Genomic DNA, 23,751 nt, shown 5'->3' with positions numbered 1-23,751 from the left:
AAACGCATTACTGACTGATCGCGTCCCAACCGGACTTCACATTGCGCAACAGCTCCGCTACCTCATCGAGCGGCTCGCCGTCATTGTTCACATTGGCCTCAAGCAAACGGGAAACCATGTACTCATAAAGGCTATCCAGATTGGCCGCCAACTCGCCGCCCTGCTGCAAGTCCAGGCCTGCACGCAGGCCGCCGATGATACCGATGGCCTTGCCGATCAGCTCGCCCTTCATCGCCGTCTGCTCGCGTTCCATGGCGCCACGTGCCTGGGCGATACGCGTGAGGCCACCTTCCATCAGCATCTGGATCAACCGATGCGGGCTGGCATCCACAGCCTGGGCCTGGGTGTTGACGGATTGATACTGCCGCATTGCTGCCATCGCGTTCATGCTGCATGTACTCCAATGTAGTGCGGGAATACTTCATGTATCGGCAGTGCCGGCGGCAGCTTTAGACCTACTAGTAAATAACTCAACTGATTGATTTAAATCGTTAAACAGTAACTGATAAGCGACTTTCCAGGCGCGCCGCGAATAGACTCAGGTAGCGACTGGCTCGACTTCAGGGCCGATAGCGACCCAGGCATCGCGTATCTGTACCAGCAAGCCCTGTACCTCTTCCAGGCTCTGCGGAGTTTTGTCCAGTGCCACGCCAGCCAGACGCCGGGTCATGTAGTCGTATAACGAGTCCAGATTTTCCGCCAGCTCGCCTCCAAGCTGTTTATCCAGGCTGCCTTGGAGAATGCCGATGATGGACAGAGTGCTGCCCACAGCTTCGCCGCGCACAGCGGGGCTACCTTGTTGCTGGGCGTGCAGCGCCAGGGAAATACGCTCCAGCGCACCATCGAGCAACAAGTGCACCGCTCGATAAGGGCTGACGTCCTGACTGATCTTGACGGTTTTGTAGGTATTGATCGGGCTGTTCACAGGTTATTTATCCTTTCTCACGAAGCCTGGCAGATTGGCCAGCGATTGAGTCAGCCGCTCGCTGGTCTGATTCAACTGCCCCACCAATGCATCCATCGCATTGAACTGGGCAAACAGGCGGGTCTGCATCATCTCGACACGGCGGGCCAGGGTTTCACGCTGTGTGTCGATGTCGGTGAGGGTGGACTGCAAGCCAGTCATTCGCTGCTCAAGCACTCCACCGGCCTGAATAAAGCCGCCGATGCGCTTATCTACCCGGCTCATCAAACCGTTATCGCCAGTGAAGAAGGTGCCGACAGCATCGAAATTGTCTTCTAGCGCGATCTTCAGCTTGTCGTCATCAATCTTCAGGGTGCCGTCTTTCTGAGTAGAAATACCCAGGTCGGCCAGCACACGCACCCCCCCTTGGTCGGAAGGGTTAACCAACTCGTTGCGCATTCCGCTGAGCAGGTTACGCACTGTCGCATCGCCTACCAGACCGCCGACCACTGGCGCTTTACCCTCGCCAACCTGAGTGACATTGGTCAGTTGGCTGGTTGTGGCAATCAGTTTGTTATAGGCATCGACAAACTTCTTGATATTGGCCGTGACTCCAGATTTATCCTGGCCCACAGTCACGGTCAACGGCTTGTCCGCCTCGGTTTTCCCGAGCAGGGAAAAGGTCACGTCGGGAATAGCACCCTCGACGGTGTTGCTCGGGCTTTTCAGCGGCAGGCCGTCGATAGTGAACTCGGCATCCGCCGCCTGCTGCAGATAACCGGCGCCGTCGCCCAACGACTGGCTGCCGCCATCGACAGCCAACGCAGCCAGGGCCGGATCGGCAGTTTCGATAGAGATATCCTTACCGGTACCGGTGTCCTTGGCAGTCAGTACCAGGCGCGACTTACCGTCGGACGGGTTGTTGACGATATTGGCCGTAATGCCCTTATCGGCCAGGGCAGTATTGAGCTTGTCGCGGATGTTTACCAACGTGTCGTCAGTAGCAATGTCGACCTCGACGCCGACGTCGGCAGTGCCGAGCTTAACGGTCAGTTTGCCGTCCGCAGAAGCCGAGAAATCGCTGGCCAGTGCAGCCGTGGCCACCTTGCTACTGCTGGCCAGGCGCTCGACCGTCAACTGGTAACTACCGGCCAACGCGGTCTTGCTAGCTGACGCCGTCAGCGCACTGGTATTGGAGGAGGTTGCCGTACGCTTCTCAAACAGCGCCAGGCTGTTGAGATCCTTCATGGCGGTCTGGAATTCGCTCAACGCCCCCTTGAGTTGGCCAAGCGCGGAAAATTTGGTAGTGGACGCTTTCTCCAGGCGCGCCAGTTGCGCCTCTTTGGGCGCCTTTTCCGCATTGACCAACGCGCCAACGATGCTGTCGATATCAATGCCGGAACCAATACCGGTTATCATGTTGACCACCTCGTCATGGGCTTGACGCTCGTGTGTGAAAAACAAGAACTATCAAAAATCATGCCGCTTACGCTTCTGCCTTGAATAGCAGGCTACGTACTTCTTGCAGATTCTCAGCCAATTTCAGCGCATCTTCCGAGGGGATCTGTCGAATCACATCCCCCGACACCGCGTCGGTCACCTTGACGACCACCCGCCCCGAGGAATCGTCCAGATCGAAGCTTAGCTCGCGACGAATCGCCTGCACAAAGCCCTGAATGGAAGCTATCGCCTGCTCGACCGGCTCCCTGCCAGGCTCTTTTGCAGGGTCAATTTTTTCGGCCGCCTGGGTAACGCTAGCTGACTCGACCGAGAGCGATGCAGCGGGCTGCAAAACGGCAGACGACGCAACCGATACCGCCCGCGACTTGCTCCCTGCCGTCACCGCCGACAGTGCATTGTTAATTCCTACGTCCATCGTTATTACCTCTCACTAGGCAAAACGGGGAGAAGTGCTGTGCACTTCCCCCCGCAGTCTAACGCAGACCTGCTATTGAGCTTACTGCAGGAGGCTGAGCACCGCCTGCGGCAACTGGTTGGCCTGAGCCAGGATCGCGGTGCCGGCCTGCTGCAGAATCTGGTTTTTGCTCAGATTCGCGGTTTCGGCAGCGAAGTCGGTGTCCTGGATACGGCCACGGGCGGCGGAAACGTTTTCACCAATGTTTTGCAGGTTAGAGATGGTGTTCTCAAAGCGGTTCTGCACGGCACCGAGAGCAGAACGCTGGTTATCGATTGAGGCCAGAGCACCGTCGATGACCGAGATCGCACTGTTGGCGCCTTCACGAGTACCTACGTTGATAGCATTCACGCTGGCCAGCGTGCTGGTGTTAGTTTGCGCGACCAACAGACTGTTAGTGGCATCGTCAGAGCCAACAGTGTGGCTACCCGACGAGTTGAACGTGATCTCGCCTTGCACAACGGTAGAGTTAGTACCACCTTCAGTCAGCGTTCTCAGAGCACCGAAGTTGGCGGTGTTGTCGGTGTTGCGACCTTGAACAGTGATGGTCTGGGCGGCAGCCGTGTTGTTTGTATAACCTTCAATGGCAATGTTCGAGCCATCGACCGCAACCAGATCCAGGCTATTGCCGTTGGACACTGCAGTCACACCAGTGGTCGAGGCGAACTCATTGATTTTCGAGGCCAACCCGGAAAGATCCGAGGCGTTCGAAACGTTGACCGAAATCGCCTGACCGTTCAGGTTGAAACTGCTGGTGCCTGTAGTAAAACCACCGACTTGGGCACGGGTGATGGCACTGGCGCTGACACCCGTGTTGGCAGTCTGTGCATTAACGGCTGCGACAATCGCCTTGGATGAGTCTCCCGCACCTACAGCAGCGGTGGCTGTGCCGGTTCCGCCGGTGATGGTCAGGGTTTGCGCCGCAACAAGTGACGTTGCCGTACCGGCCGTCTCAGTTGAAGCACCGGCAGACAAGCCGGCGGTCAAGGTGCGGTTGGCCCCCAGATTGGTGGCGTTGGCGTTGCTCAAGCTGACGCTGATGGTTTCGTTGGCGTTCGCACCGACCTGGAACTGCGCAGTACCGAAGCTGCCGTCCAACAACTTACGACCACCAAAACTGGTGGTGTCGGCGATACGGGTTAGCTCGTTCTTCAGCTCAGTGACTTCTTTCTGCAGGGATGCACGATCGGTAGCACTATTGGAATCGTTGGCCGACTGCAAGGACAGATCGCGCATACGCTGCAGAATATTGGTGGACTGCTGCAAAGCTCCTTCAGCGGTTTGCGCTAGGGAGATGCCGTCGTTGGCGTTACGCACCGCCACACCCAGACCGTTGATTTGACTGGTCAGGCGATTGGAAATTTGCAGACCCGCGGCATCGTCCTTGGCGCTATTGATACGAGAACCGGTGGACAGACGCTGCAGGGAAGTCGCCAGCGCATTGGAAGATGCACCCAGGTTGCGCTGGGTGTTGAGGGACGCAATGTTGGTGTTGACAGTAAGGGCCATGGTGTTTGCCTCCAATGGGCTGGTACTTAAGGTAGCCGGGTGTTGCGAGCGTTTGGGCGGTTGCCTTGCTCAGGCACCCAGTTACTTCGCATTCGTAGTCTTTATCGGCGCTAACCAGGGATGCTTTAGGGGTTTTTTGCCATATCCGGCGGAAATTTTTTCTTCAGGAGCAACAAGCGGTTAGCTCGGCCAGGCGTGTCATCTAGATGATTTTGCCAGGTTTTCGGCGGATATTCGGGTGGATTAGTCCGTAGATTGGGTCGGGGGGCGTAGCCTGAGGCGGGCCTCTATCCCGAATCAAATCCAGTCTTCAACCGCCGCGTAACCCAACAGGGCGTCAGCCGGTGCGCCGCCCATGATGGGTTACGCCGCACGCAAAAAACTGACTTGATCGAAGCGCTGTGGCGGCTAACCCATCCTACGAGTCTGTGTGCCGCGCCGACAAACCATGGCCCGCTGCCGGCGACGCGAGACACCTACGGGTTGCGGGCTGCTCCAGCAGGGCGATCAAACGGCGGCCCGGCCCGCCTTGAAGGGCACTAAACGCCGAGCCCTCAGCGCAACTGGTTGAACAAATTGAGCCCGGCGATCTTTACATAGCTCTGCTGCGCCGCCTCCAGCACGATGGTCTGGAACGACAAGCGCGATAACGCTTCGGCGTAATCCAGCTCGCGCAAATCGGCCTGCACGGACTTGTTGACCAGACTGACGTCTTCGTTGTCGGTCTGGGTCGATTCGATGATATTCAGCCGCGCGCCGATTTCGCCGCGCACACCGTCCACCGTGGTCATGCCGTGATCGAGGTTGGTCAGGGCCACCGCCACCGCATCGCGAACCTGCGAGCCAGTGGCCGGATTTTCCAGAGCCGTACGCAGGTTAGCGATGGTCGACAGAACGCCTTGCTTCTGCCGCGTCGGATCGACGGTGAGCGTGACACGCTCACCGCCCAGCGGAATGCCGTCGAAGTGCAGGGTCACGCCGCGAAAGATCAATTGGTCGCTGCTATCCGGCTGATCGTCGAGGCTACCGCTGGCCAGCACCGGCGCCGGTGCCGTGACTCCGATCTCGAACACCTCGTAGCTACCGGCATCGGGATTGCCGAAGACGATTTCCACGCCTGCTGCTGGGAACGGAGGAGTTCCGGAAAAGGCCACTTCGTCCTGCACCAGCGGTGCGGACATGCTCAGAGTGGAGCCCGGCGCCGCACTGATATCCAACACGCTGTCAAGGCGCCCGGCATTGGTGATGTTCTCGAATATCTTCTTGCCGCTGTCGCTGATCGCCAGATCCAGCGAGCTGGCCACCTGCAATTTGCGCTGCCCCTCGTCGCCTTCGTAGCTGTAGCTGCCATCGGCCTGGCGCACGAAGGGCTGGGTCTTGCCCTGAAAACCGGCGAACAGGTATTCGCCACGGGCATTGCGGGTATTCATCAGGCTAAGCAACTCGTTCTCGCGCTCGCCCAACTCGGCACCGATGGACTGACGGTCGGCAGCACTGAGCGCACCATTACCGGCCTGCACGGCCAGTTCGCGCACACGCTGGAGGATGGTGTTGACCGAGTTGAGGGTGACTTCCTCCTGGGTCAGGCTATTGTTCGCCGCGGTGAGGTTGTCCTTGTACTGGGTCAGCACATTCTGCTGTTGCTCCAGTTGCAACAGGCGCACCGACGCCACCGGATCGTCGGCCGGGGTGAGGATGCGATTGCCGGTGCTGATTTGCTCCTGGGTGCGGGTGACATTGGCATAGTTGCGCTGCAGACCCTGGACGCCGTTGTTGAAGGCTTGGATGGTGGAGATGCGCATAGTTGAGCCTCTTGTTGCAATCTCGGGCCTGGCTGCTTCTCAGCAACCCCTGACCCTAATCCTTTCCCGGAGGAGAAGGGATTGTTCTGTGCTGGCGCCTGCATTGCAGTGCGGACTTATCTGAATGTGCTGATCAGGGTATCGAACAACGAGCGCGCAACTTGAATGACCTGCGCCGAGGCGTTGTAGTACTGCTCGAATTTGATCAGGTTGGCCGCTTCTTCGTCGAGATTGACTGCCGACAGCGAGTCGCGGTTATCCGTGGCCTGCTTGAGGATGGCCCCCGTCGCTTCGCTGTCCTGCCGGGCCTGGGCCGTCAGGGTGCCGACGCGTTCAACCAGATCGCCATAGCCATCGGAAAAATTGACCCCAGTGGTGGCCGGTGAATTCGGGTCAATCCCCACAGTGGCCTTGGTTTGCAGATCAACCAGCTTGAGGCCATTGCGGTTATCCGATACGCCATTGGTGTTGAAGTCCAGGGTGAAGCTATCGGTATTTTCCGGGCGACCGCTGAGGGTAAAACTCACCACGTTGCCCCCGCCCAGGTCCAACTCATAGGTATTCAGCTGGCCCGGCACGAATGCCCCGGCGGGAACCCGGACCAAGCCGGCGACCGGGGTGCCCGGCGGGTTTTCAAAAGCGCCAGCGCCGTCATAAATCAACGCCACCGGCAGGGCCGCCGCAATGGCAGCGCTATCGATAGGGCTGGCGCCGGCCGCGATCAAATCGGGCTGGGCAATCGAGCCGTTACCACTGTTCTGCAACGCTGCCTCTGCCCTGACCGGCGCGGCAAAAGCCAATTGGTCGGGCTGATCCAGTACCGCCGTGATACTGCCAGCACCGCGCCGGGTGGGCTGCAGCAGAAACTTGTCGCCCACGGCAGGCGCCGAATCGATCAGCAACTCAAAGCCTTGATCCTTACCGGCGGCATCGGTGAAGGCCAGCGTGGCTGGGTAAGCGCCTGGTGGATTAGGCGCCAGAGTCAACGCCGCACCATCGCTCAAACGACGCGCGGTGTACTGGCTACCGTCATATTCGATTTGATAGTCGCTAGTGCTCAGCACACTACTATTGGTGATGTTCAGCGCCGGCTGGACGTTACTGGTATTGCTCGTGAAAGCTCGCACCCGCAGCGCTGCCTGTGCCGCATCGTTGAAGTCACCGAACAACGCGGTGCCCACCAGCCCTTTCAAGTCCAGCCCCTCGCCGAGCTGAGTATTGACCTGATCGCTGACCGCCAAAGCCAGTCGACCGAGCGAGTTGAGGGTCGGATCCAAGGACTCGGCGCGGTAGCGGATCAGCCCGCCCAACTCGCCACCGGTAAGCAGGGAGGTGATGCCTTGGCGCGAGCCGCCGCTGACGAAGCTCACTTCAAAACGCGTCGGGTCGCCCTGCCCTGGCCCGACTTCCAGGCGGCTGGTGGTGCTGCCTACCACCAGCGGCTGACCGGAGCCGACAAACAGGTTGAGCGAGCTGTCATCCTGCGCGACGACCGTCACGCCGACATAGGTGGACAGCTGGCGGATCGCCTCTTCGCGCGCATCGAGCAGGTCGTTGGGCTGCTGGCCGTTGGACGCGGCAACGGCGATGGCCTCGTTATAGCTGGCGATCGAGGTGGCCAGGCGGTTGATCTGATCGCTGACGGCCACCATCTGCTTATTGATGAACTGGTTCTGCTCGTTGATCCGATCGGAAACCGTATTAAAACGTTTGGCCAGGCCCTCCGCCTCGGACAGCACCAGTTGCCGTGCGGGAATGTTGGCCGGGTCTTCGGCGGCGGTCTGCAACGCGGAGAAAAATTTCTGCAACGAGGGCGTGATGCCGGTGGTGGAGCCGGCCAGCAACGAATCGAGCTGTTCGATCTGGCTTCTGTAAGCCTCGACATCGGCGCTGAGGGCGGTACTGCTGCGCACCTGAGTGGTCAGGAACTCGCTGTAGCTGCGGCGGACATCCGTCAGGGTGGTGCCCGAGCCAATATAGCCGGCACCGCTGAACTGTGGATTACGCGTGACCTGCACGGTGTCCTGCCGAGAAAACCCCGGCGTGTTGACGTTGGTGATGTTGTGCCCGGTCACCGCCAGCGAGGTCTTGTTCGCGGACAATCCGGACAGGCCAATATTCAGTAGGTCAGCCATGGTTCAGCCTCAAGTCCTTGTGGTGGGGCTGTCGGCGGCAGCCACGGCCTGGTAGGTCTGCATCTGCCGGGCGATCTGCGCCACTTTGCGGGCGTAGTTCGGGTCGGTGGCGTAGCCGGCCTTCTGCAACTCACGGGCGAACTGCTCGGGGTTCTCGGTCGCGCTCAGCGCCTTCTGGTAACGGCCGTTACCCTGCAAAAAGCTCACGTAATCTTCGAAGCTCTGGGCGTACGAGTCGTAGGCGCGGAACGACGCGGCTTCTTTCACCGCCTTGCCGCCCTGGTATTCGGTGGTCAGCACCCGTGCCGACTCACCGCCCCAGCTGTTGTGGGTCTTGATGCCAAACAGGTTGTGACTGCTGGAGCCGTCCTGCTGGCGAATGATCGACTTGCCCCAACCGGTTTCCAGCGCGGCCTGAGCCACCAGGTAGCGGGCATCGACACCAATCTTCTCGGCCGCCTGCTCGGCCATCGGCAGCATGGCGGCAATAAACTCGTCCTTCGAGCCAAATGCCGCTTTGCCCGGCGCCAGTGGCGGCTGGGCCAGGCGACGGCCGGTGATCGCATCGCTGCCGGTCAGGCTCAAGCCCTTGTCGTTGGGCGCGGCGAATGCTCTGGCGGGAATCCAATCGTTCTGCGCCAACGGCTGGCCATCCACCGCGCCGGCCGCCGGCACGATGCCAGCCAACAGGCGGTCGGTCAGTTTGCCCGGCAATGACAAGCGACGCTGATTGATCAAGGTCGAGTCATCGCGACTGCCGTCGACCTTGGCCAGGGGTTTGCTCGGCGCGCTCGGCACGGGTTGATCGACCTGGGCAAACGGGTTCGGCCGGTCGCTGGCCTCCTTGATTTTCGACATCTGCCGCACCAGCACATCCGCCAGGCCGATGCCGTTCTGGTTATTCGACAGGGTCACCGACAGCTGCTGGTCGTACATGTCCTGGTAGGTCTTGCTCTCGTTGCTGTTCATGAAGTTGCCTTCGCCGAACGCTTCGTTGGCCGAGCGCATGGCTTTGAGCATTTCATTGAGAAACAGCGACTCGAACTCCTGAGCCACCTTGCGGATGTTACTTTCGTTGTCGCCGCCGACCTTGAACTGGTTGAGGCGATTCAGGTCGGTGAAGGCGCCGCTGTCCAGCGGGCTGTTGCCGCCACCGAGCAGGCCGGCCGAGAGTCGAGAATCCATCGCCGCAGTCTCCTCAGATCACGATCAGGTCAGCCTGCAGAGCGCCGGCTTGCTTGAGCGCCTCCAGGATGGCCATCAGGTCGGAAGGCGAAGCGCCCACCTGGTTCACCGCGCGGACGATTTCATCCAGGGTGGTGCCGGGACCAAACTTAAACATCGGTTTGGCTTCTTCTTCGGCATTCACCCGCGAGCGCGGTACCACGGCCGTTTGCCCGCCAGACAAGGCTTCCGGCTGGCTGACAATCGGGTCTTCGGTAATGGTTACCGTGAGGCTGCCGTGGGTCACTGCGGCAGGCTGCACCCGCACGTTCTGGCCAATCACGATGGTGCCGGTACGCGAGTTGATAATGATCTTGGCCACCGCCTGACCGACCTCGACTTCGAGGTTTTCCAGAATCGACAGGTAATCCACCCGCTGATTGGGATCGAGCGGCGCGCTGACACGCACCGAGCCACCGTCGAGAGCTTGCGCCACGCCCGGGCCAAGCAGGTCATTGATCTGGTCGACGATGTTCTTCGCCGTGGTGAAATCCGGGCGATTGAGGTTAAGGGTCAGTGTGTTGCCCTGATCGAAACCGCTGGGCACCGGCCGCTCGACCGTGGCGCCACCGGGAATGCGTCCGGCCGAAGGCACGTTGACGGTGATCCGCGAGCCATCGCCACCTTCGGCATCGAAGCCACCGACCACTAGGTTGCCCTGGGCAATCGCGTAGACGTTGCCGTCGATACCTTTCAGCGGCGCCATCAGCAGGCTGCCGCCGCGCAGGCTCTTGGCGTTACCGATCGAAGAAATGGTGATATCGATGGTTTGCCCTGGCTTGGCGAACGCCGGCAGATCGGCGTGGATCGATACCGCGGCAACGTTCTTCAGCTGCACGTTGCCGCCCTGCGGCACCTTGATGCCGAACTGCGCCATCATGTTGTTGAAGGTCTGCACGGTGAACGGCGTTTGCGTGGTCTGGTCGCCGCTGCCATTGAGGCCGACCACCAGGCCGTAACCGATCAACTGGTTACTGCGCACGCCTTGGATACTGGCCAGGTCCTTGAGCCGCGCAGCCTGAGCCGGCAGGCACAGCAGCACGCACAGCAGCACGGCGCCGGAACGGGCCATGCGCGAAATCCGCTTGCCACGCGCCACCCAGGCGTTTTCACGGGCATGGCCCATTGCTACGGTCATCATCGGCGTAACCCTGTTCAAAACGGCCACAGCGGGCTGATGAAGAAACGATCCAACCAACCTGGCTGACTGGCATCGGCGAAGGCGCCGGTGCCCGAGTAGGTAATGCGCGCATCGGCGATACGCGTCGAAGGCACGGTGTTGTCCGTCGCCACATCATCGGCGCGAACCAGGCCGGCGATGCGCACCAGCTCATCGCCGGTGTTGAGGGTCATCCACTTCTCGCCGCGCACCGAGAGAATGCCGTTGGGCAAGACCTCGGCCACGGTCACGGTGATCGAGCCGGACAGGCTGTTGCTCTGATCGGCCTGGCTGTCGCCTTGCGTATCGCGGCTGGCGTCATACTCGGCGCCCAATGACAAGGTATTGTCGGAGAACGGATTGGCCGCCGACACTGCGCCGCCGAACAGGGAGGTCAGACCGATATTCGCGGAACTGTCCTTCTGGATCTGCGAGCCGGCATTCTTGCTGGCCTGGGTGCGCTCGTTGAGGGTGATGGTGATGATGTCGCCAACCCGGTAGGCCTTGCGGTCGTCGAACAGGTTGTTCTCGAAACCGGCCTGGTAGATCGAACCGTTGTTCTGCGCAGCCGGCAGCGGCGTGCGCGGCAAAACCGGCGCGTAATAGGGGTCGTTCGGCTTCGGTGGCGGCGATACGCAGCCGCTCAGGGCGGCCACGCCAAGCATCGAAATCACAAGTATCAGCCGGTTCATAACCACTACCTCACGGCGTTGTATTGCACACCAAGGCTGGGCTAGCGCCCCGCCTCAGGCATTAAAGGTTCTGTGTGACGAAGGCCAGCATCTGGTCGGCGGTGGAGATGACTTTCGAGTTCATCTCGTACGCGCGCTGGGTGGTGATCATGTTCACCAACTCCTCGACCACGCTGACGTTGGAATTTTCCAGGGTGTTCTGCAGGGTAGTGCCCAAGCCGTTGAGGCCCGGCGTGCCGACCTGCGGCGCACCGCTGGAGGCGGTTTCCAGAAACAGGTTGTTGCCGATCGCTTCCAGGCCCGCCGGGTTGATGAAATCGGCGGTCTGCAGGTTGCCGACGATCTGCGGTTGCGGGTTACCGGCAGTGGTCACCGACACGGTGCCGTCTTCGCCGACGGTAAAGGTACGCACTTCGTTCGGCAGCACGATGGCCGGCTCCAGGGCGAAGCCCTGCGAGGTAACGACCTGACCATCGGAGTTCAGGTGAAAGCTGCCATCGCGGGTGTAAGACACCGTGCCATCGGGCATCAGCACCTGGAAGAAGCCACGGCCGTTGATCGCCATGTCCAGCGGCTGCTCGGTGGTTTGCAGGCTGCCGGCGGTGAAGATCTTCTGCGTGCCGACCACGCGCACCCCGGTACCCAGCTGCAAGCCAGACGGCAGTTGGCTGTCCTGGCTGGACTGACCGCCGGGTTGACGACGGATCTGGTACAGCAGGTCTTCGAACTCGGCGCGATCGCGCTTGAAGCCGGTGGTCGAGACGTTGGCCAGGTTGTTGGAAATGGTGGTCAGGTTCATGTCCTGAGCGGACAAACCGGTTTTGCTGACCCACAGTGCCGGAAGCATATTTATTCTCCTCGGGCGTCGTTTTCACGGCGCCGCGTGCTGGTAATTAGCTCATCTGCAAAACACGCGCCATGGCGGTCGCGTTGTCTTCGGCAGTACGCATCATCTTCACTTGCAGTTCGAATTGACGGGACAGGGAGAGAATCGCCGTCATCTCTTCCACCGCATTGACATTGCTCGACTCAAGAAACCCCGAGGTCACCTGCACCGTGGCGTCAGCCAGCAACGGCTGCTGGCCCTTGAAGCGAATCAGGCCGTCGGTGCCCTTCTCCATCTGCTTGAGGTCGGGGTTGACCAGCTTCAGCCGATCGACTTCCGCCAGCACGTTCGGCGCCTCGCCGAGGGCACGAATGCTGATGGTGCCGTCCTGGCCGATCTCGATTTTCTGCTCTGGCGGCACGGCAATCGGCCCGGCATTGCCCATCACCGGCAAGCCGTTGCCGGTGCGCAACACACCCAGGGCATCGACATTCAGGCTGGCCGTGCGCACGTAGGCTTCGCTGCCATCCGCGGCCTGCACCGCCAGCCAACCGCGCCCGCCGATGGCCACATCCAAGTCGCGGCCGGTTTCCTGCAACGAGCCTGGGGTGAAGTCGGTACCAGGGCGCTCGCTTAGGGCGTATACCCGCGCCGGATAACTGTCGCCAAACACCTGCATCGAACGCGCCTGCTCGAAATCACGGCGAAAGCCGCTGGTCGAGATATTCGCCAAGTTGTTGGCGTGGGCACTCTGCGCCAGGCTGTTGTGGTGGGCTCCAGTCATGGAGACGTACAGCATCTTGTCCATGGTTACTCTCCGAGGTGGGCTTGCCGCCCGCTGCTCTATACAAGCTATTCAGCAAGCGCCGTGCCAGCCTCGAAAAATAACAATAAGATTATGATTTATAAGGATTTTAAAATACAAAAAAGGCTCCCGAGGGAGCCTTTTAAACACCAGCCGGCGAACCATTGCCGCTGACGGCAACGGCTCTTGCCCCTGCCGCCGCCGCACCATCAACGCAGGTTGATGATGGTCTGGGTCACCGCGCTTTCGGTCTCGATGGTTTTGGCATTGGCCTGGTAGTTGCGCTGCGCCACGATCAGGTTGACCAACTGATCGGACAACTCGACGTTGGAATCCTCCAGGGCGCCTGCCTGCAACGCACCGAGCGTGCCGCTGCGCGGCGTCCCCACTACCGGCTCGCCGGATTCGAAGGACTGCACCCAGGCAGTCTTACCCACCGGCGTCAGCCCCTGCACGTTGGCAAAGTTGGCCAGAATCACCTGCCCCTGCACATTCGACTGCCCGTTGGTGTAGCGGGCGAAAATCACCCCGCTATCGTCGATTTCCAGACCGGCCAGTTGGCCGGTGGTGTAACCGTCCTGGCTGACGCTATTCACCGCAAACGAGCTGGAGAACTGCGTGGAGCTGCGCAGATCGACCTGAATCCCGGTGGCATTGGCATTCGCACCGTTGCCCGACCACACCGGCGGGACCGAGTCATCGGCTGCCGCTGGCACCCAGCCGTCCAGGGTGAACCGCCCGGTGGCGGGATCGACGGTGAAGTCGGCGGCACCGGCGCCGTCATAGTTGCCGGAAACCAGGCTGGCGGTATTCAACTGACCGCTGGCGGTAAAGCCCACCGCCATCGAATACGGCACTGTAGAAGTCGGATCGGCCGGGTTGCGGCCGTCGATCAACACATTCATCTGCCAGTTGTTGGCCCCGGTCTTGACGAAATACTGCGTCAACACGTGAGCATTGCCCTGGGTGTCGTAGACGTTGGTCGAGGTCGACGAGTTGTAGCTGGTCGGGTCCGCCGGATCGAAGGTGGCATTGGCTGCCGCCTCGGCAGCCGCGATTTCCGCGGCCGTGGGGTTGAGTGGATCGACAGCACCGGCAATCGAGTTATCGTAAGCCCCCTGCCAGGCGGTCGGCACCGTATTGCTCGAGTTCAGGTTGAACGTCTGGCTCAGCTCGGTAGTCGCCCGCGGCGCCTGGCTGGCCGTTTCGATGCGCAGGTCGCTGATCACGCCATTTTGCAGGTTGTTATTGGCATCCACCGCGTAACCCTGCAAGCGATAACCGAAGTTATTCACCATAAAACCATCGCGGTCAGTACCGAAATACCCGGCACGGGTGTAGCTGACTTCGCCGTTGTTGCTGGTCTGGAAAAAGCCGTTGCCGTTGATCGCCAGATCCAGGGCATTCTGCGTGTAGTTGATGTTGCCCTGATTGTGCAACTGAGACACATCGCCGAGCAGCACACCGCTGCCCTGGGAGTTCTTGCCAGAGCCCAGCACCGATGCCGCATAGACGTCGGCAAACTCGGCGCGCGACTGCTTGAAGCCGGCCGTCCCCGCGTTGGCGATGTTGTTGCCGGTCACGTTGAGGTCGCTGGTCGCCGCGCGCAGGCCGCTAAGACCGATATTGAACGCCATGGAAGTCTCCTTTGCCGGCACGGCCGGCGATTAAAGCCTGTTGATTACTGACCAATGACCTGCACCTGAGAGAGCGGCACACTGCCGAGCCCCGCCAGGTTGAGCATCAACTCGCTGCCGCCCAGGGTGACGCTGTCGACGTTGGCCGGGAGCATGGTGTACAGCCCCTTGGTTTCACCGTTGTAGGTCGCCTGCGCCTCGAACTTGTAGGTGCCGGGCGGCAAGACTTTGCCGCTGGCATCTTTGCCGTCCCAGATGAAGCTGACATTGCCGGCCGCCTGCTCGCCCATGTTGACCCGGCTGACCACCGAACCTGCGCTGTCGTAGACGTTGACGTAGACGTTGCTGCTGGTCGCCGGCAACACCAGGCTGGCCTTGAAGCTTTCGCTGGTATCGACCACCGCCTTATCGGTCGGCACGATGACCTTGCGCCCGACCAGGGACGAGGCCTGCAGCGCCTGGGATGACTGATATCCCGAGAGCAACGAGCTCATGCTGGTGTTCAATTTCTCGATACCCTCAACCTGGCTGAATTGCGCCAGCTGGGCGATAAACTCGCCATTGCCTTGCGGCTCCAGCGGGTTCTGGTTATTCAATTGGGCCACCAACAAGTTGAGAAACTCGTTCTTGCCCAGCTCTTTGCTGGCGCCCGTCTCGTTCTTGATCTGGTATTGATCGAGTGCCGAGCTGGTGACGTCGCCGGTGCTAGTAATGCTCATGCGCTTCCCTCGATGACGGCTTACTGACCGAGGGTCAGTACGCGCTGCAACATTTGTTTGGCGGTATTCATCATTTCAACGTTGCTCTGAAAAGCCCGGCTGGCAGAAATCATGTCCGCCATTTCCTCGACCACATTGACGTTGGGGTAATACACATAGCCGCTGTCATCGGCTGCCGGATGATCCGGCTGGTAACGTGGCACCAGGTTGCTTTGATCCTCGACAATGCCGAGCACCTGCACGCCGCGACCGGCTTCATTCTGCTCGGCGAACAACGAACCGCTGCCCCCCTCCAGCGACTGCTGGAACATCGTGGCAAACACCGGATGACGTGCACGGTAAGTCTGGTCGACGCTCGACGAGACCGTTTCGGCGTTGGCGATGTTGCTGGAAATCGTGTTCAGACGAGTGCTCTGGGCACTCATGCCGGTTCCGGCGATGTTGAAGACACTGGCGAGTGACATGGCATCAGGCTCCTTTAATCGCCGCGCAGGGCGCTGACCAGCCCTTTGAACTTGCTGTTGAGGAAAGTGAAACTGGCTTGGAAGTTCACCGCGTTTTCCGCGTAGCTGGCCTGCTCAATCTGCAGGTCGACGGTGTTCTGGTCGAGCGACGCATGAAAGGGAATGCGGTACGCCAAGCTGGCATCGCCCATGGCCACGCCATCGGCAGCAATATGCCGGCTGTCCGTGCGATTCAGCCCGGCCGTGCCACGCTGAGCCTTGGCGCTTTGCTCGGCGAGCACCGAGGCGAAGTCCAGGTCACGCGCCTTGTAATTGGGCGTATCGGCGTTGGCCATGTTGTTGGCCAGCACCTCGGCACGCTGGGAGCGAAAGCCCAGTGCCTTTTCATGAATGCCGAGTGCGCTATCGAAACTGATGCTCATGGTCAGGAACCTTTGCCGTTTGGCTTGCCTGTTTTCCGTGCAAGACATTTAGCAAGGTACGTGCCATTTAATTTTTTACTTAAATATCAATAACTTGAAAATAAATAGAAGCGCTTCATCAGGAAAAGCGGCAAGGCTTTTCCGCCTGCGGCCAGGCCAAGCGGCAATTCACTTCAGCCGGTTGCCGCCGCACCAATGAAAACGGGAGACCACTGGCCTCCCGTTTTAGGTTCGATCGCTGCCTGACTGGCTATTTGACCTTGTAGATGATTCCAGGGCTGCACTGCACCATCTGGTAATGCTCCGGCAGGCCATTGAGCGCCTCGGACGCGCCAAGGAACAGGTAACCACCCGGTTTCAACATGGCATGCATGCGCGTGAGGATGTCTTTCTTCACCTCGGCGGAGAAGTAGATCAACACATTGCGGCAAAACACGATATCGAACTTGCCAAGGCTGGCGTAACTGTCCAGCAGGTTCAACGGGCGGAATTCGACACGGCTCTTGATCGCCGGCTTGACCATCCAACGGCCCGGCCCTTTCGGCTCGAAATAACGCTGCAAGCGCTCCTGCGACAGACCCCGCCCCATGGCCAGGCTGTCGTATTCGCCGGACTTGCAGTTGGCCAGCATCGACGGCGAAAGATCGGTGGCAACAATCTGCAAACCGGCCTTGAGCTGGCCAATATTGGTTTTCTCGAACTCGTCGATGCTCATCGACAGGGAATAAGGCTCCTGACCGGAGGAACATGCCGCCGACCAAATCCGCAAGCGCTGACCGGGACTGGCCTTGATCAGCTCGGGCAGCACACGGTTCTTCAGCACTTCGAAGGGATAGGTGTCACGAAACCACAGCGTTTCGTTGGTGGTCATGGCATCCACCACCAACTCGCGCAACCCGCTGCGCGGCTGGGTTTGCATGCGCTGCACCAATTCGCCGAGGGTCTTGATGCTGTGTTGCTCCATCAACTTGTTCAGCCGACTGGAAACCAGGTACTGCTTATTAGTACCCAATAGAATGCCGCAGGCTTTTTCCAGGAAAGTCCGGAACTGCTCGAAATCCAAATTACCTGAAGACACTAACGAGGCCTCGCCAATCATAGTGTTGTGCCGAGAGATATCCCCTCAACCCCCATCCCAGGCAGTGTGCAAGCTCTGCGCTCGGTGATACAGCGTTAAAACGGGTGCAGCACTGCTGCGCGTCATTCATGTGCCTGCACACAGCGTATCGCCGGGCCCATCACGCACTCATGCAGCCCCATCCGCGGCCTTGATACGCTCGACCACCCGCGATGCCAAATCGTCCGGGCGGAACTTGGCGAGAAAATCATTCGCACCCACTTTCTTGACCATTGCCTGGTTAAACACGCCAGACAGCGAAGTATGCAGGAGGATATGCAATTTCTGCATGCGTGGGTCGCTGCGAATTTCCGCGGTCAGGGTATATCCGTCCATTTCCGGCATTTCGATATCGGAAATCAACATCAGCAACTCTTGCTCGGGATGCCTTCCGGCGTCGGCCATCTTGCGCAGGTACTCCAACGCCTGACGACCATCGTTCAGCGCCGTGACCTCGACACCAACGGTTTGCAGACAACGGGCAACCTGCTTACGCGCTACCGAGGAATCATCGACAATCAATACATGCTTGCTGAGCGCCTTAGCCTGGGTTTCAACATCGACGACCCCGACCGAGATCACCTCGGAGGTTGGCGCCACCTCGGCGAGGATTTTCTCCACGTCGATGATTTCCACCAGTTGTTGATCCAGACGCGTCACCGCCGTGAGGTAATGGTCGCGCCCAGTGCCCTTGGGTGGCGGATGGATTTCTTCCCAGTTCATGTTGACGATGCGCTCTACCGAGTGCACCAGAAAACCCTGCACCTTGGTGTTGTACTCGGTGATGATGACGAAGCTGTTTTTCAGATCGGTAAGCGGCGCCCGGCCAGTCGCCATGGACAAATCCAGGATAGGAATAGTGCCGCCGCGAATGTTAGCGACCCCACGCACCACAGGGCTGGATTTGGGCATGATGGTGAGCTTTGGGCATTGCAGCACCTCTTTCACCTTGAACACGTTGATCCCGTACAGCTGCTTGCCATCGAGACGAAACAACAGCAACTCCAGACGATTCTGTCCAACCAACTGCGTTCGCTGGTTAACCGAATCCAATACTCCGGCCATGCTCAAACTCCTTTGTTTGAGTAGCGCACATTGTGCTTAGCGTAGCAGGCGGCACGGGCCTTGCTTTTCACTCGGCATGAATGCAAAAACGACAACTTCTCGGCGCGTGCTGGCAAAAAGCCGCCAATTCATGGCTGTTTTACCTGCTTTGTTCGCGCTCGGCTATAGCCCCCTGGCAGCTGCCACAGCAACCTTGCCTGAACAGCTTATCGGCGCTACCCAACGCTTTCTTGAGCAGGCGGTTAGCGACTATTTGCAGCGCAGCAGCATTCAAGGGCGGCATGAAATCCAAATCAATCGACTCGATCCGCGGCTACGCCTGCCGCTGTGCGACAAGGAATTGACGACCACCTTGGAAAGCCCCGCCGAACCGATTGGCCGCGTGACCATGCGCGTGCGTTGTGAGGGCTCCTCGCCCTGGACCGTTTTCGTGCCTGGGCAAGTGCGCCTGTACCGCGAAGTCGTGACAGCCAGGCGCCCGCTCAAGCGTGACAGCGTATTAAGCGAAATGGACATCGCCTTGGCGGAACGTGATGTCGGCCTACTCAACCAAGGCTACCTGAGCGCCCTGAAACAAGCCGTAGGCAAAAAATTGACACGCCCCCTGCTGCCGGATCAGGTGCTGGCGCCAGTGCATGTCGAACAGGCCGAAGTCATCCGCAAGGGCGATCAGGTAGTGATCACTGCGCGCAGCGGTTCAATCAATGTGCGCATGCCCGGCGAAGCCCTGTCGGACGGGGCTCTTGGCACACAGATCAGCGTGCGCAACCTCGGTTCGCAACGCGTGGTCAAAGCCCGTATAACTGGTCCTGGGCACGTTGAAGTGGCAATGTAGGCATGATTCTTGTTAGGCATTTAGCTGACGATTTTCTACACTGTGTTTAGACTGTTCCTGACGCCTCATTTATTGCCCTAAAGTTTTTTCAAACATGGCCGACAACCAGGCAAGCGTCCAAACACTGTTCGAGGTTTTGCATCATGGTCATCGACTTCAACCGGCTTAATAATGCCGCCACGCCAGCCAACTCGGGGCGTACCGGCAGTGCCCAGTCCGGTGCGCCCAATGAAGCCATCGGCAGCAAGCAGCCCAGCGCCACAGCGGCGGCAAGCGAACAAGCAGCCACCAGCAAAAGCGGTGAATCGGTTCAGTTCAGCCGTGAAGCGCAACAACTGCAAAAACTCAGTGACAAGCTGCGTGACTTGCCGACCGTCGATAAAGAACGTGTCGCCCAGCTCAAGCAAGCGATTGCCGACGGCAGCTACCAGGTCGATAGCCAACGCGTTGCCAGCAAACTGCTCGATTTCGAATCCCAGCGCTAGTCTCAGGGCTGCGCTGGGGGTGTTGGACGCCTAACCCCCAAGAGCCCGCGATGCACACCACTTCCCTGCTTGAACTGTTCAACGACGATATCGGCACCGCCAAGCAGTTGCTTGAGCTGATCGATAGCGAATTCCAAGCCCTCAGCGACCGCGACCTAACGCGCTTGCAAACTATCCTGGCAGACAAACAGCCGCTTCTGGCCCTCCTCGACCAGCACGGCAAAACCCGCAGCCAGCTGTTGCTCGATATGCAACTCACTGCCGACCGCAGCGGCCTGCAGACCCTGGCCGAACGCTCCAGCCAAGGCGCCGAATTGCTCGCCAGTGGCGATGCGTTGAACGCCCTGCTCGAAAGCTGCCAAGCGGCCAACCTGCGTAACGGACGGCTAATCCGCTCCGGTCAAGCCTCGACCAATAGCATGCTCGGCATTCTTCGCGGTGGCGAAACACCAAGCCTCTATGACAGCCGCGGCAGTGCGGCTAGAATCGCCCAGCAGCGCCCGCTCAGCCAGGCCTGAACCCTATAACAAGGCACAAGGGACATACCGGCACAATGCCAGTATGCTAGTGCCGCAGTATTTGCCCGGAGAGCTCTGGACCGTGTCCAATCCCTTTAACGAGGAAGATGGTCCGCAACCGCCCAAGGTGCTCAAGGCACCTGTGGAAATCGTTGCCAACCTACGCCAACTGCAACAGAACCACGATCCGCTGATCATCACTTTCCATGAACGCAACCAGCGCTTTCAGAGCTATCTGATCGAAATCGACCGCAACAATAACCGCCTGATTTTCGATGAGATGATCCCCAGCGATGGCGAACGCTTTCTGCAAAATGGCGAGCCATTTCGCATCGAAGCCTTTCATGATGGGGTGCGCGTTGCCTGGGAATGCCAGCAAACGACACAGATCGGCGAACACCAAGGGGCACGCTGTTACTTCAGCCCGATGCCCCAGGAAGTGCATTACCACCAGCGCCGCAATGCGTTCAGAGCGCCGCTCAAACAAGCCGAGCTGATCAAGATCGAACTTGCCGGCGACAAGCTGCGCAGCCCCCTTCAGGGCCAGTTGCTGGATATTTCCGCCACGGGCTGCAAATTGCGCCTACCGGGCAACGTCACCAACAGCCTGCAAGCGGGACAAGTCTACGAGCGCTTCACTGCGCAACTGCCTTTCGGCGCGATGACCACACCGCTCGAATTGCGCCATGTGCAGTACGAAGAAAAACTCGATATCACCTTTGCCGGCGCACGCTTCTACCGCATGAGCGGCCTGGTGCAACGGCAGGTCGAGCGCTTCGTCTACCAACTGCAACGCGAAGCACGGCGCTTCGACAGCGACGGCCTGTTCTAGACCTCAACCCGAATCCCCAGCGTCGCCAGACGCGGCAGGTCTTCCGGGCGGTCGACATCCCACAGCACCGGCAGCAGCTGATGAGTCCACTCCAGCTGCTGCAGGCGCTCGCAGGTCATGGCCAAGACCCGATCGGTGCCCCAGGGCATGGCGCTGAACAACAGCGGGTCGACACGGCGCAGCCCGAGCAACACATACCCGCCATCCTCGGCCGGCCCCAACACCACCGGCTGACCATGCAGCGCCGCACAGGCGCCGCTCAAGTACTCGCCGTCCAAGGCTGGACAGTCATTACCGATCAACACCACGGCATCGCTTTCCGCCAAACCCAATGCCGCGATGCGCCGCATACGCTCGCCCAGGTCGCCCGCCGGCTGCTCCACCAGCGTCCAATCCAGCGCATCGGCAAGCGCCTGCAAACTGACGTCTGGCCCATCGTCCAACCACAGAAAGCGCTGACTGAAGCCTGCCGCCGGAAGTTGCAGGGCGCGCTCCAGCAACAGCCGCTGCAAATCGCACGCGCCTTCGGCTCCTAACGCCGGGATCAAGCGGGTTTTCACTCGCCCAGGTACAGGTGAGCGAGCCAGCAGATGCAACGAAATCGACAGACTCATAGCGGCGGCCCTCGGTGATACTGTCGCGCCAACTGATCCGGGCTGGCGCCACAATAGTAGGCCAGCCGCAAACGCCACATGAGTAATACGGTACGCCAAACGCCATGCCGCTCCCAGCGCCGGCTGGAAGTCGACAGCGGCGGGCGCAGGCAATACGGGCGGGCCAGCGCCTTCAACCGACGGCTGAGCTGAAGATCCTCCATCAGCGGCATATCCGCATAGCCCCCCAACGCCTCGAATGTTTCACGGGCGACAAAGATGCCCTGGTCGCCCGACGCCACACCGCTCAGGCGCGAGCGCACACTGATCATCATGCCGATCAGACGCAAGCTCAGGCTGCGCCCCGAGAGCCGTACATCGAAGCGTCCCCAGACCGGCCGCTCGACCAATACGTCCTGCAAGCGCTGGATCGACCCAGCGCCAATTCGCGTGTCGGCATGCACGAACCACAGGTAATCGCCACGGGCGAGCGCGGCCCCGGCATTCATTTGCCGGGCGCGGCCAGCTTCGACCTGGATCAACCGATCGACCAGGGGCGCGGCCAATTCGCGGGTAGCGTCGCGGCTACCGCCATCGACCACAATCAACTCTGCGCCGGCCTCGCGCAGGTGCGCCAAATCCGCCAGCAACAGCGGCAAGGCATGCGCCTCGTCACGCGCCGGAATGATCACGCTGAGCAGTGGGATCACGGCCGCAGTGCCGGCTCAGCAGAGCTGATGGGATCATCGTCGGGTAGCGGCGGCGGATTGCCGTCCTGCATCTGCTCCTGCACGACGTGCTCATCCACGCGCGGATCGAGGGCGGCAACCAGCGGCGAGCTGGTCATGTTGTCGGGCATTGGAATGTGGTGCAGCGGCGCATCGTCGACCTGGTGCAGGTGAGTGACTTTCTCCGAACGCACGCGCCAGACCGGGATCAACGCGCAGACGCAGAAGAATGCATAGAGCATGTTGGCGCCGTAGAAACGCATCAGCACTCCCGCCAACAGCGGACCGATACTCGCGCCTACACCGAAGGTGACCAGCAACATGGCCGTCAGCGATACACGCCGCTCGCCTTCGACATGGTCATTGGCAAACGCCACCGCCAGCGGATAGAGACTGAACAGCAACAGGCTGACGACGAAACCGACGCCAATCAACACCCACAAAGACGCTTCAGGCATCAGCGCCAAGGGCAATGCCGCCAGCCCCAGCAATGCCGCCGCACCGCGAATCAGCTTGGCCCGGTCGTAGCGATCCGACAACCAGCCGAGCGGCCACTGCACCACCAGACCAGCCAGGATGCAGCTGCCCATGAACAAACCGACCTGTTCGGTGGGCAGCCCCATGCGCGTGGCGTACAGCGGCGCCAGGCCGTAGAACGCCCCGATCAGCAGCCCCGCCACGGCAATCGTGGTCAACGACATCGGCACCCGTGAAATAAAGAAGCGCAGCTCCAGTGGGGCCGGATGCAAGGCTGCCGGGTGCAGCCGGCGGGTCAGCGCCACTGGCACCAGGCACAGGGCGAAACACAGGGCGACCAGCATCAACAACTCCAGCCCCAGTGTCGGATGCACCACCAACACCAGTTGGCCGAGGATCAGTCCCAGGTAAGAAGCGCCCATGTAACCGGCGAACACCTGGCCACGCTGGCTGGTTTCCGCCTGCTCGTTGAGCCAGCTCTCGATCACCATGTATTGGCACATCATGCCCAGGCCGACCACCATGCGCAGCAGCAGCCAACCCGGCAGCCAGTCGGTCAGGCCGTGGCCGAGCACCGCCGCGGTCACCACCCCGGCGCAGGCGACATAAGCACGGATATGGCCGACCCGGGCAATCAGCCGATGGCCCAGCTTACCGCCCAGCACCAGGCCGAAGTAGTTGGCCGCCATCAACGCGCCCACCCACAGACCATCCACCGTGTCCGCCAGGCGCAAGGCCAGGTAGGTGCTCAGCAAACCGGAGCCGAGCAACATCAACAACGTGGCGAAATACAGCGAACTAAATGACTTCCAAATTCGGCGCATGAGGCTACGAATGACTCCTTGATTAACGGCTGAAGCGCTTAGGGAAGCTCTCCACCCTTATAGA

The 23,751-nt window shown here is 60.1% G+C and carries 25 protein-coding genes; 4 read left to right on the top strand and 21 right to left on the bottom strand.

Annotated elements, in window-relative coordinates; genetic code table 11:
• Window positions 1-7: 7 nt before the first annotated feature.
• From fliS (B3M58_RS03560) to B3M58_RS03475, 18 genes are all read right to left on the bottom strand, one after another.
• Window positions 8-388: a flagellar export chaperone FliS gene (gene fliS / locus B3M58_RS03560; RefSeq protein ID WP_296217190.1), complete on the bottom strand. Its 381-nt coding sequence runs from the start codon at window positions 386-388 to the stop codon at window positions 8-10.
• 150 nt (window positions 389-538) lie between these two features.
• Window positions 539-925 (bottom strand): flagellar export chaperone FliS, encoded by a 387-nt coding sequence (gene fliS, locus B3M58_RS03555; protein ID WP_296217189.1) that lies wholly within the window; start codon window positions 923-925, stop codon window positions 539-541.
• Between the two features lie 3 nt (window positions 926-928).
• Window positions 929-2,323, bottom strand: a complete 1,395-nt coding sequence (fliD, locus tag B3M58_RS03550; protein WP_296217188.1) for a flagellar filament capping protein FliD — start codon at window positions 2,321-2,323, stop codon at window positions 929-931.
• Window positions 2,324-2,390: 67 nt separating this feature from the next.
• Complete coding sequence (locus tag B3M58_RS03545) at window positions 2,391-2,780, bottom strand: flagellar protein FlaG (RefSeq protein ID WP_296217187.1); 390 nt, start codon at window positions 2,778-2,780, stop codon at window positions 2,391-2,393.
• Between the two features lie 81 nt (window positions 2,781-2,861).
• Entirely contained in the window at window positions 2,862-4,328 is a 1,467-nt protein-coding gene (locus B3M58_RS03540; RefSeq protein WP_296217186.1) for a flagellin, read from the bottom strand.
• 554 nt (window positions 4,329-4,882) lie between these two features.
• Window positions 4,883-6,130 carry a flagellar hook-associated protein FlgL gene (gene flgL / locus B3M58_RS03535; RefSeq protein ID WP_296217185.1) on the bottom strand — a complete coding sequence of 416 codons (1,248 nt, stop codon included), beginning with the start codon at window positions 6,128-6,130 and terminating at the stop codon, window positions 4,883-4,885.
• Window positions 6,131-6,246: 116 nt separating this feature from the next.
• Entirely contained in the window at window positions 6,247-8,265 is a 2,019-nt protein-coding gene (gene flgK, locus B3M58_RS03530) for a flagellar hook-associated protein FlgK (protein ID WP_296217184.1), read from the bottom strand.
• Window positions 8,266-8,274: 9 nt separating this feature from the next.
• Window positions 8,275-9,450: a flagellar assembly peptidoglycan hydrolase FlgJ gene (gene flgJ / locus B3M58_RS03525; protein WP_296217183.1), complete on the bottom strand. Its 1,176-nt coding sequence runs from the start codon at window positions 9,448-9,450 to the stop codon at window positions 8,275-8,277.
• A gap of 13 nt (window positions 9,451-9,463) precedes the next feature.
• Window positions 9,464-10,561 (bottom strand): flagellar basal body P-ring protein FlgI, encoded by a 1,098-nt coding sequence (locus B3M58_RS03520; RefSeq protein ID WP_296217225.1) that lies wholly within the window; start codon window positions 10,559-10,561, stop codon window positions 9,464-9,466.
• Between the two features lie 83 nt (window positions 10,562-10,644).
• Entirely contained in the window at window positions 10,645-11,340 is a 696-nt protein-coding gene (flgH, locus tag B3M58_RS03515; RefSeq protein WP_296217182.1) for a flagellar basal body L-ring protein FlgH, read from the bottom strand.
• A 61-nt stretch (window positions 11,341-11,401) separates the two neighbouring features.
• Window positions 11,402-12,187, bottom strand: coding sequence for a flagellar basal-body rod protein FlgG (flgG, locus tag B3M58_RS03510; protein ID WP_296217181.1), 786 nt, complete (start codon window positions 12,185-12,187; stop codon window positions 11,402-11,404).
• A gap of 46 nt (window positions 12,188-12,233) precedes the next feature.
• On the bottom strand, window positions 12,234-12,974 hold the full coding sequence (locus B3M58_RS03505; protein ID WP_296217180.1) for a flagellar basal body rod protein FlgF: 741 nt from the start codon (window positions 12,972-12,974) through the stop codon (window positions 12,234-12,236).
• 206 nt (window positions 12,975-13,180) lie between these two features.
• Window positions 13,181-14,608, bottom strand: coding sequence for a flagellar hook protein FlgE (locus B3M58_RS03500; RefSeq protein ID WP_296217179.1), 1,428 nt, complete (start codon window positions 14,606-14,608; stop codon window positions 13,181-13,183).
• Between the two features lie 44 nt (window positions 14,609-14,652).
• The gene (gene flgD, locus B3M58_RS03495; protein ID WP_296217178.1) at window positions 14,653-15,327 is read right to left on the bottom strand and encodes a flagellar hook assembly protein FlgD; all 675 of its coding nucleotides are present in this window, start codon (window positions 15,325-15,327) and stop codon (window positions 14,653-14,655) included.
• A 20-nt stretch (window positions 15,328-15,347) separates the two neighbouring features.
• On the bottom strand, window positions 15,348-15,791 hold the full coding sequence (gene flgC, locus B3M58_RS03490) for a flagellar basal body rod protein FlgC (RefSeq protein ID WP_296217177.1): 444 nt from the start codon (window positions 15,789-15,791) through the stop codon (window positions 15,348-15,350).
• A 14-nt stretch (window positions 15,792-15,805) separates the two neighbouring features.
• Window positions 15,806-16,213, bottom strand: a complete 408-nt coding sequence (gene flgB, locus B3M58_RS03485; RefSeq protein ID WP_296217176.1) for a flagellar basal body rod protein FlgB — start codon at window positions 16,211-16,213, stop codon at window positions 15,806-15,808.
• A gap of 250 nt (window positions 16,214-16,463) precedes the next feature.
• Complete coding sequence (gene cheR, locus B3M58_RS03480; protein ID WP_296217175.1) at window positions 16,464-17,291, bottom strand: protein-glutamate O-methyltransferase CheR; 828 nt, start codon at window positions 17,289-17,291, stop codon at window positions 16,464-16,466.
• Between the two features lie 168 nt (window positions 17,292-17,459).
• Window positions 17,460-18,395: a chemotaxis protein CheV gene (locus B3M58_RS03475; RefSeq protein ID WP_296217174.1), complete on the bottom strand. Its 936-nt coding sequence runs from the start codon at window positions 18,393-18,395 to the stop codon at window positions 17,460-17,462.
• Window positions 18,396-18,471: 76 nt separating this feature from the next.
• Between B3M58_RS03475 and flgA the strand changes: the two genes are divergently transcribed.
• From flgA to B3M58_RS03455, 4 genes are all read left to right on the top strand, one after another.
• The gene (gene flgA, locus B3M58_RS03470; RefSeq protein WP_296217173.1) at window positions 18,472-19,230 is read left to right on the top strand and encodes a flagellar basal body P-ring formation chaperone FlgA; all 759 of its coding nucleotides are present in this window, start codon (window positions 18,472-18,474) and stop codon (window positions 19,228-19,230) included.
• A 143-nt stretch (window positions 19,231-19,373) separates the two neighbouring features.
• Complete coding sequence (gene flgM / locus B3M58_RS03465) at window positions 19,374-19,715, top strand: flagellar biosynthesis anti-sigma factor FlgM (RefSeq protein ID WP_296217172.1); 342 nt, start codon at window positions 19,374-19,376, stop codon at window positions 19,713-19,715.
• Window positions 19,716-19,765: 50 nt separating this feature from the next.
• Window positions 19,766-20,233, top strand: a complete 468-nt coding sequence (locus tag B3M58_RS03460) for a flagella synthesis protein FlgN (RefSeq protein ID WP_296217171.1) — start codon at window positions 19,766-19,768, stop codon at window positions 20,231-20,233.
• Between the two features lie 82 nt (window positions 20,234-20,315).
• The gene (locus tag B3M58_RS03455; RefSeq protein WP_296217170.1) at window positions 20,316-21,065 is read left to right on the top strand and encodes a flagellar brake protein; all 750 of its coding nucleotides are present in this window, start codon (window positions 20,316-20,318) and stop codon (window positions 21,063-21,065) included.
• Here the strand turns inward: B3M58_RS03455 and B3M58_RS03450 are convergent.
• The 3 genes from B3M58_RS03450 to B3M58_RS03440 are packed head-to-tail and all read right to left on the bottom strand — an operon-like array spanning window position 21,062 to window position 23,687.
• Entirely contained in the window at window positions 21,062-21,679 is a 618-nt protein-coding gene (locus B3M58_RS03450) for a TIGR04282 family arsenosugar biosynthesis glycosyltransferase (RefSeq protein ID WP_296217169.1), read from the bottom strand. The two genes, B3M58_RS03455 and B3M58_RS03450, sit on opposite strands and share 4 nt — an antisense overlap.
• Entirely contained in the window at window positions 21,676-22,368 is a 693-nt protein-coding gene (locus B3M58_RS03445; RefSeq protein WP_296217168.1) for a TIGR04283 family arsenosugar biosynthesis glycosyltransferase, read from the bottom strand. The genes B3M58_RS03450 and B3M58_RS03445 overlap by 4 nt, the downstream gene beginning before the upstream one ends.
• Window positions 22,365-23,687, bottom strand: a complete 1,323-nt coding sequence (locus B3M58_RS03440) for an MFS transporter (protein WP_296217167.1) — start codon at window positions 23,685-23,687, stop codon at window positions 22,365-22,367. Before B3M58_RS03440 ends, B3M58_RS03445 begins: the two co-directional genes overlap by 4 nt.
• Between the last annotated feature and the right edge of the window lie 64 nt (window positions 23,688-23,751).

The organism is Pseudomonas sp. UBA2684 (assembly GCA_002354655.1).
In the GTDB taxonomy this organism is placed as follows: Bacteria; Pseudomonadota; Gammaproteobacteria; order Pseudomonadales; family Pseudomonadaceae; genus Aquipseudomonas.
The sequence above is the reverse complement of the archived record's forward strand: the minus strand, read 5'-3'. Positions and strand labels throughout refer to the sequence as shown.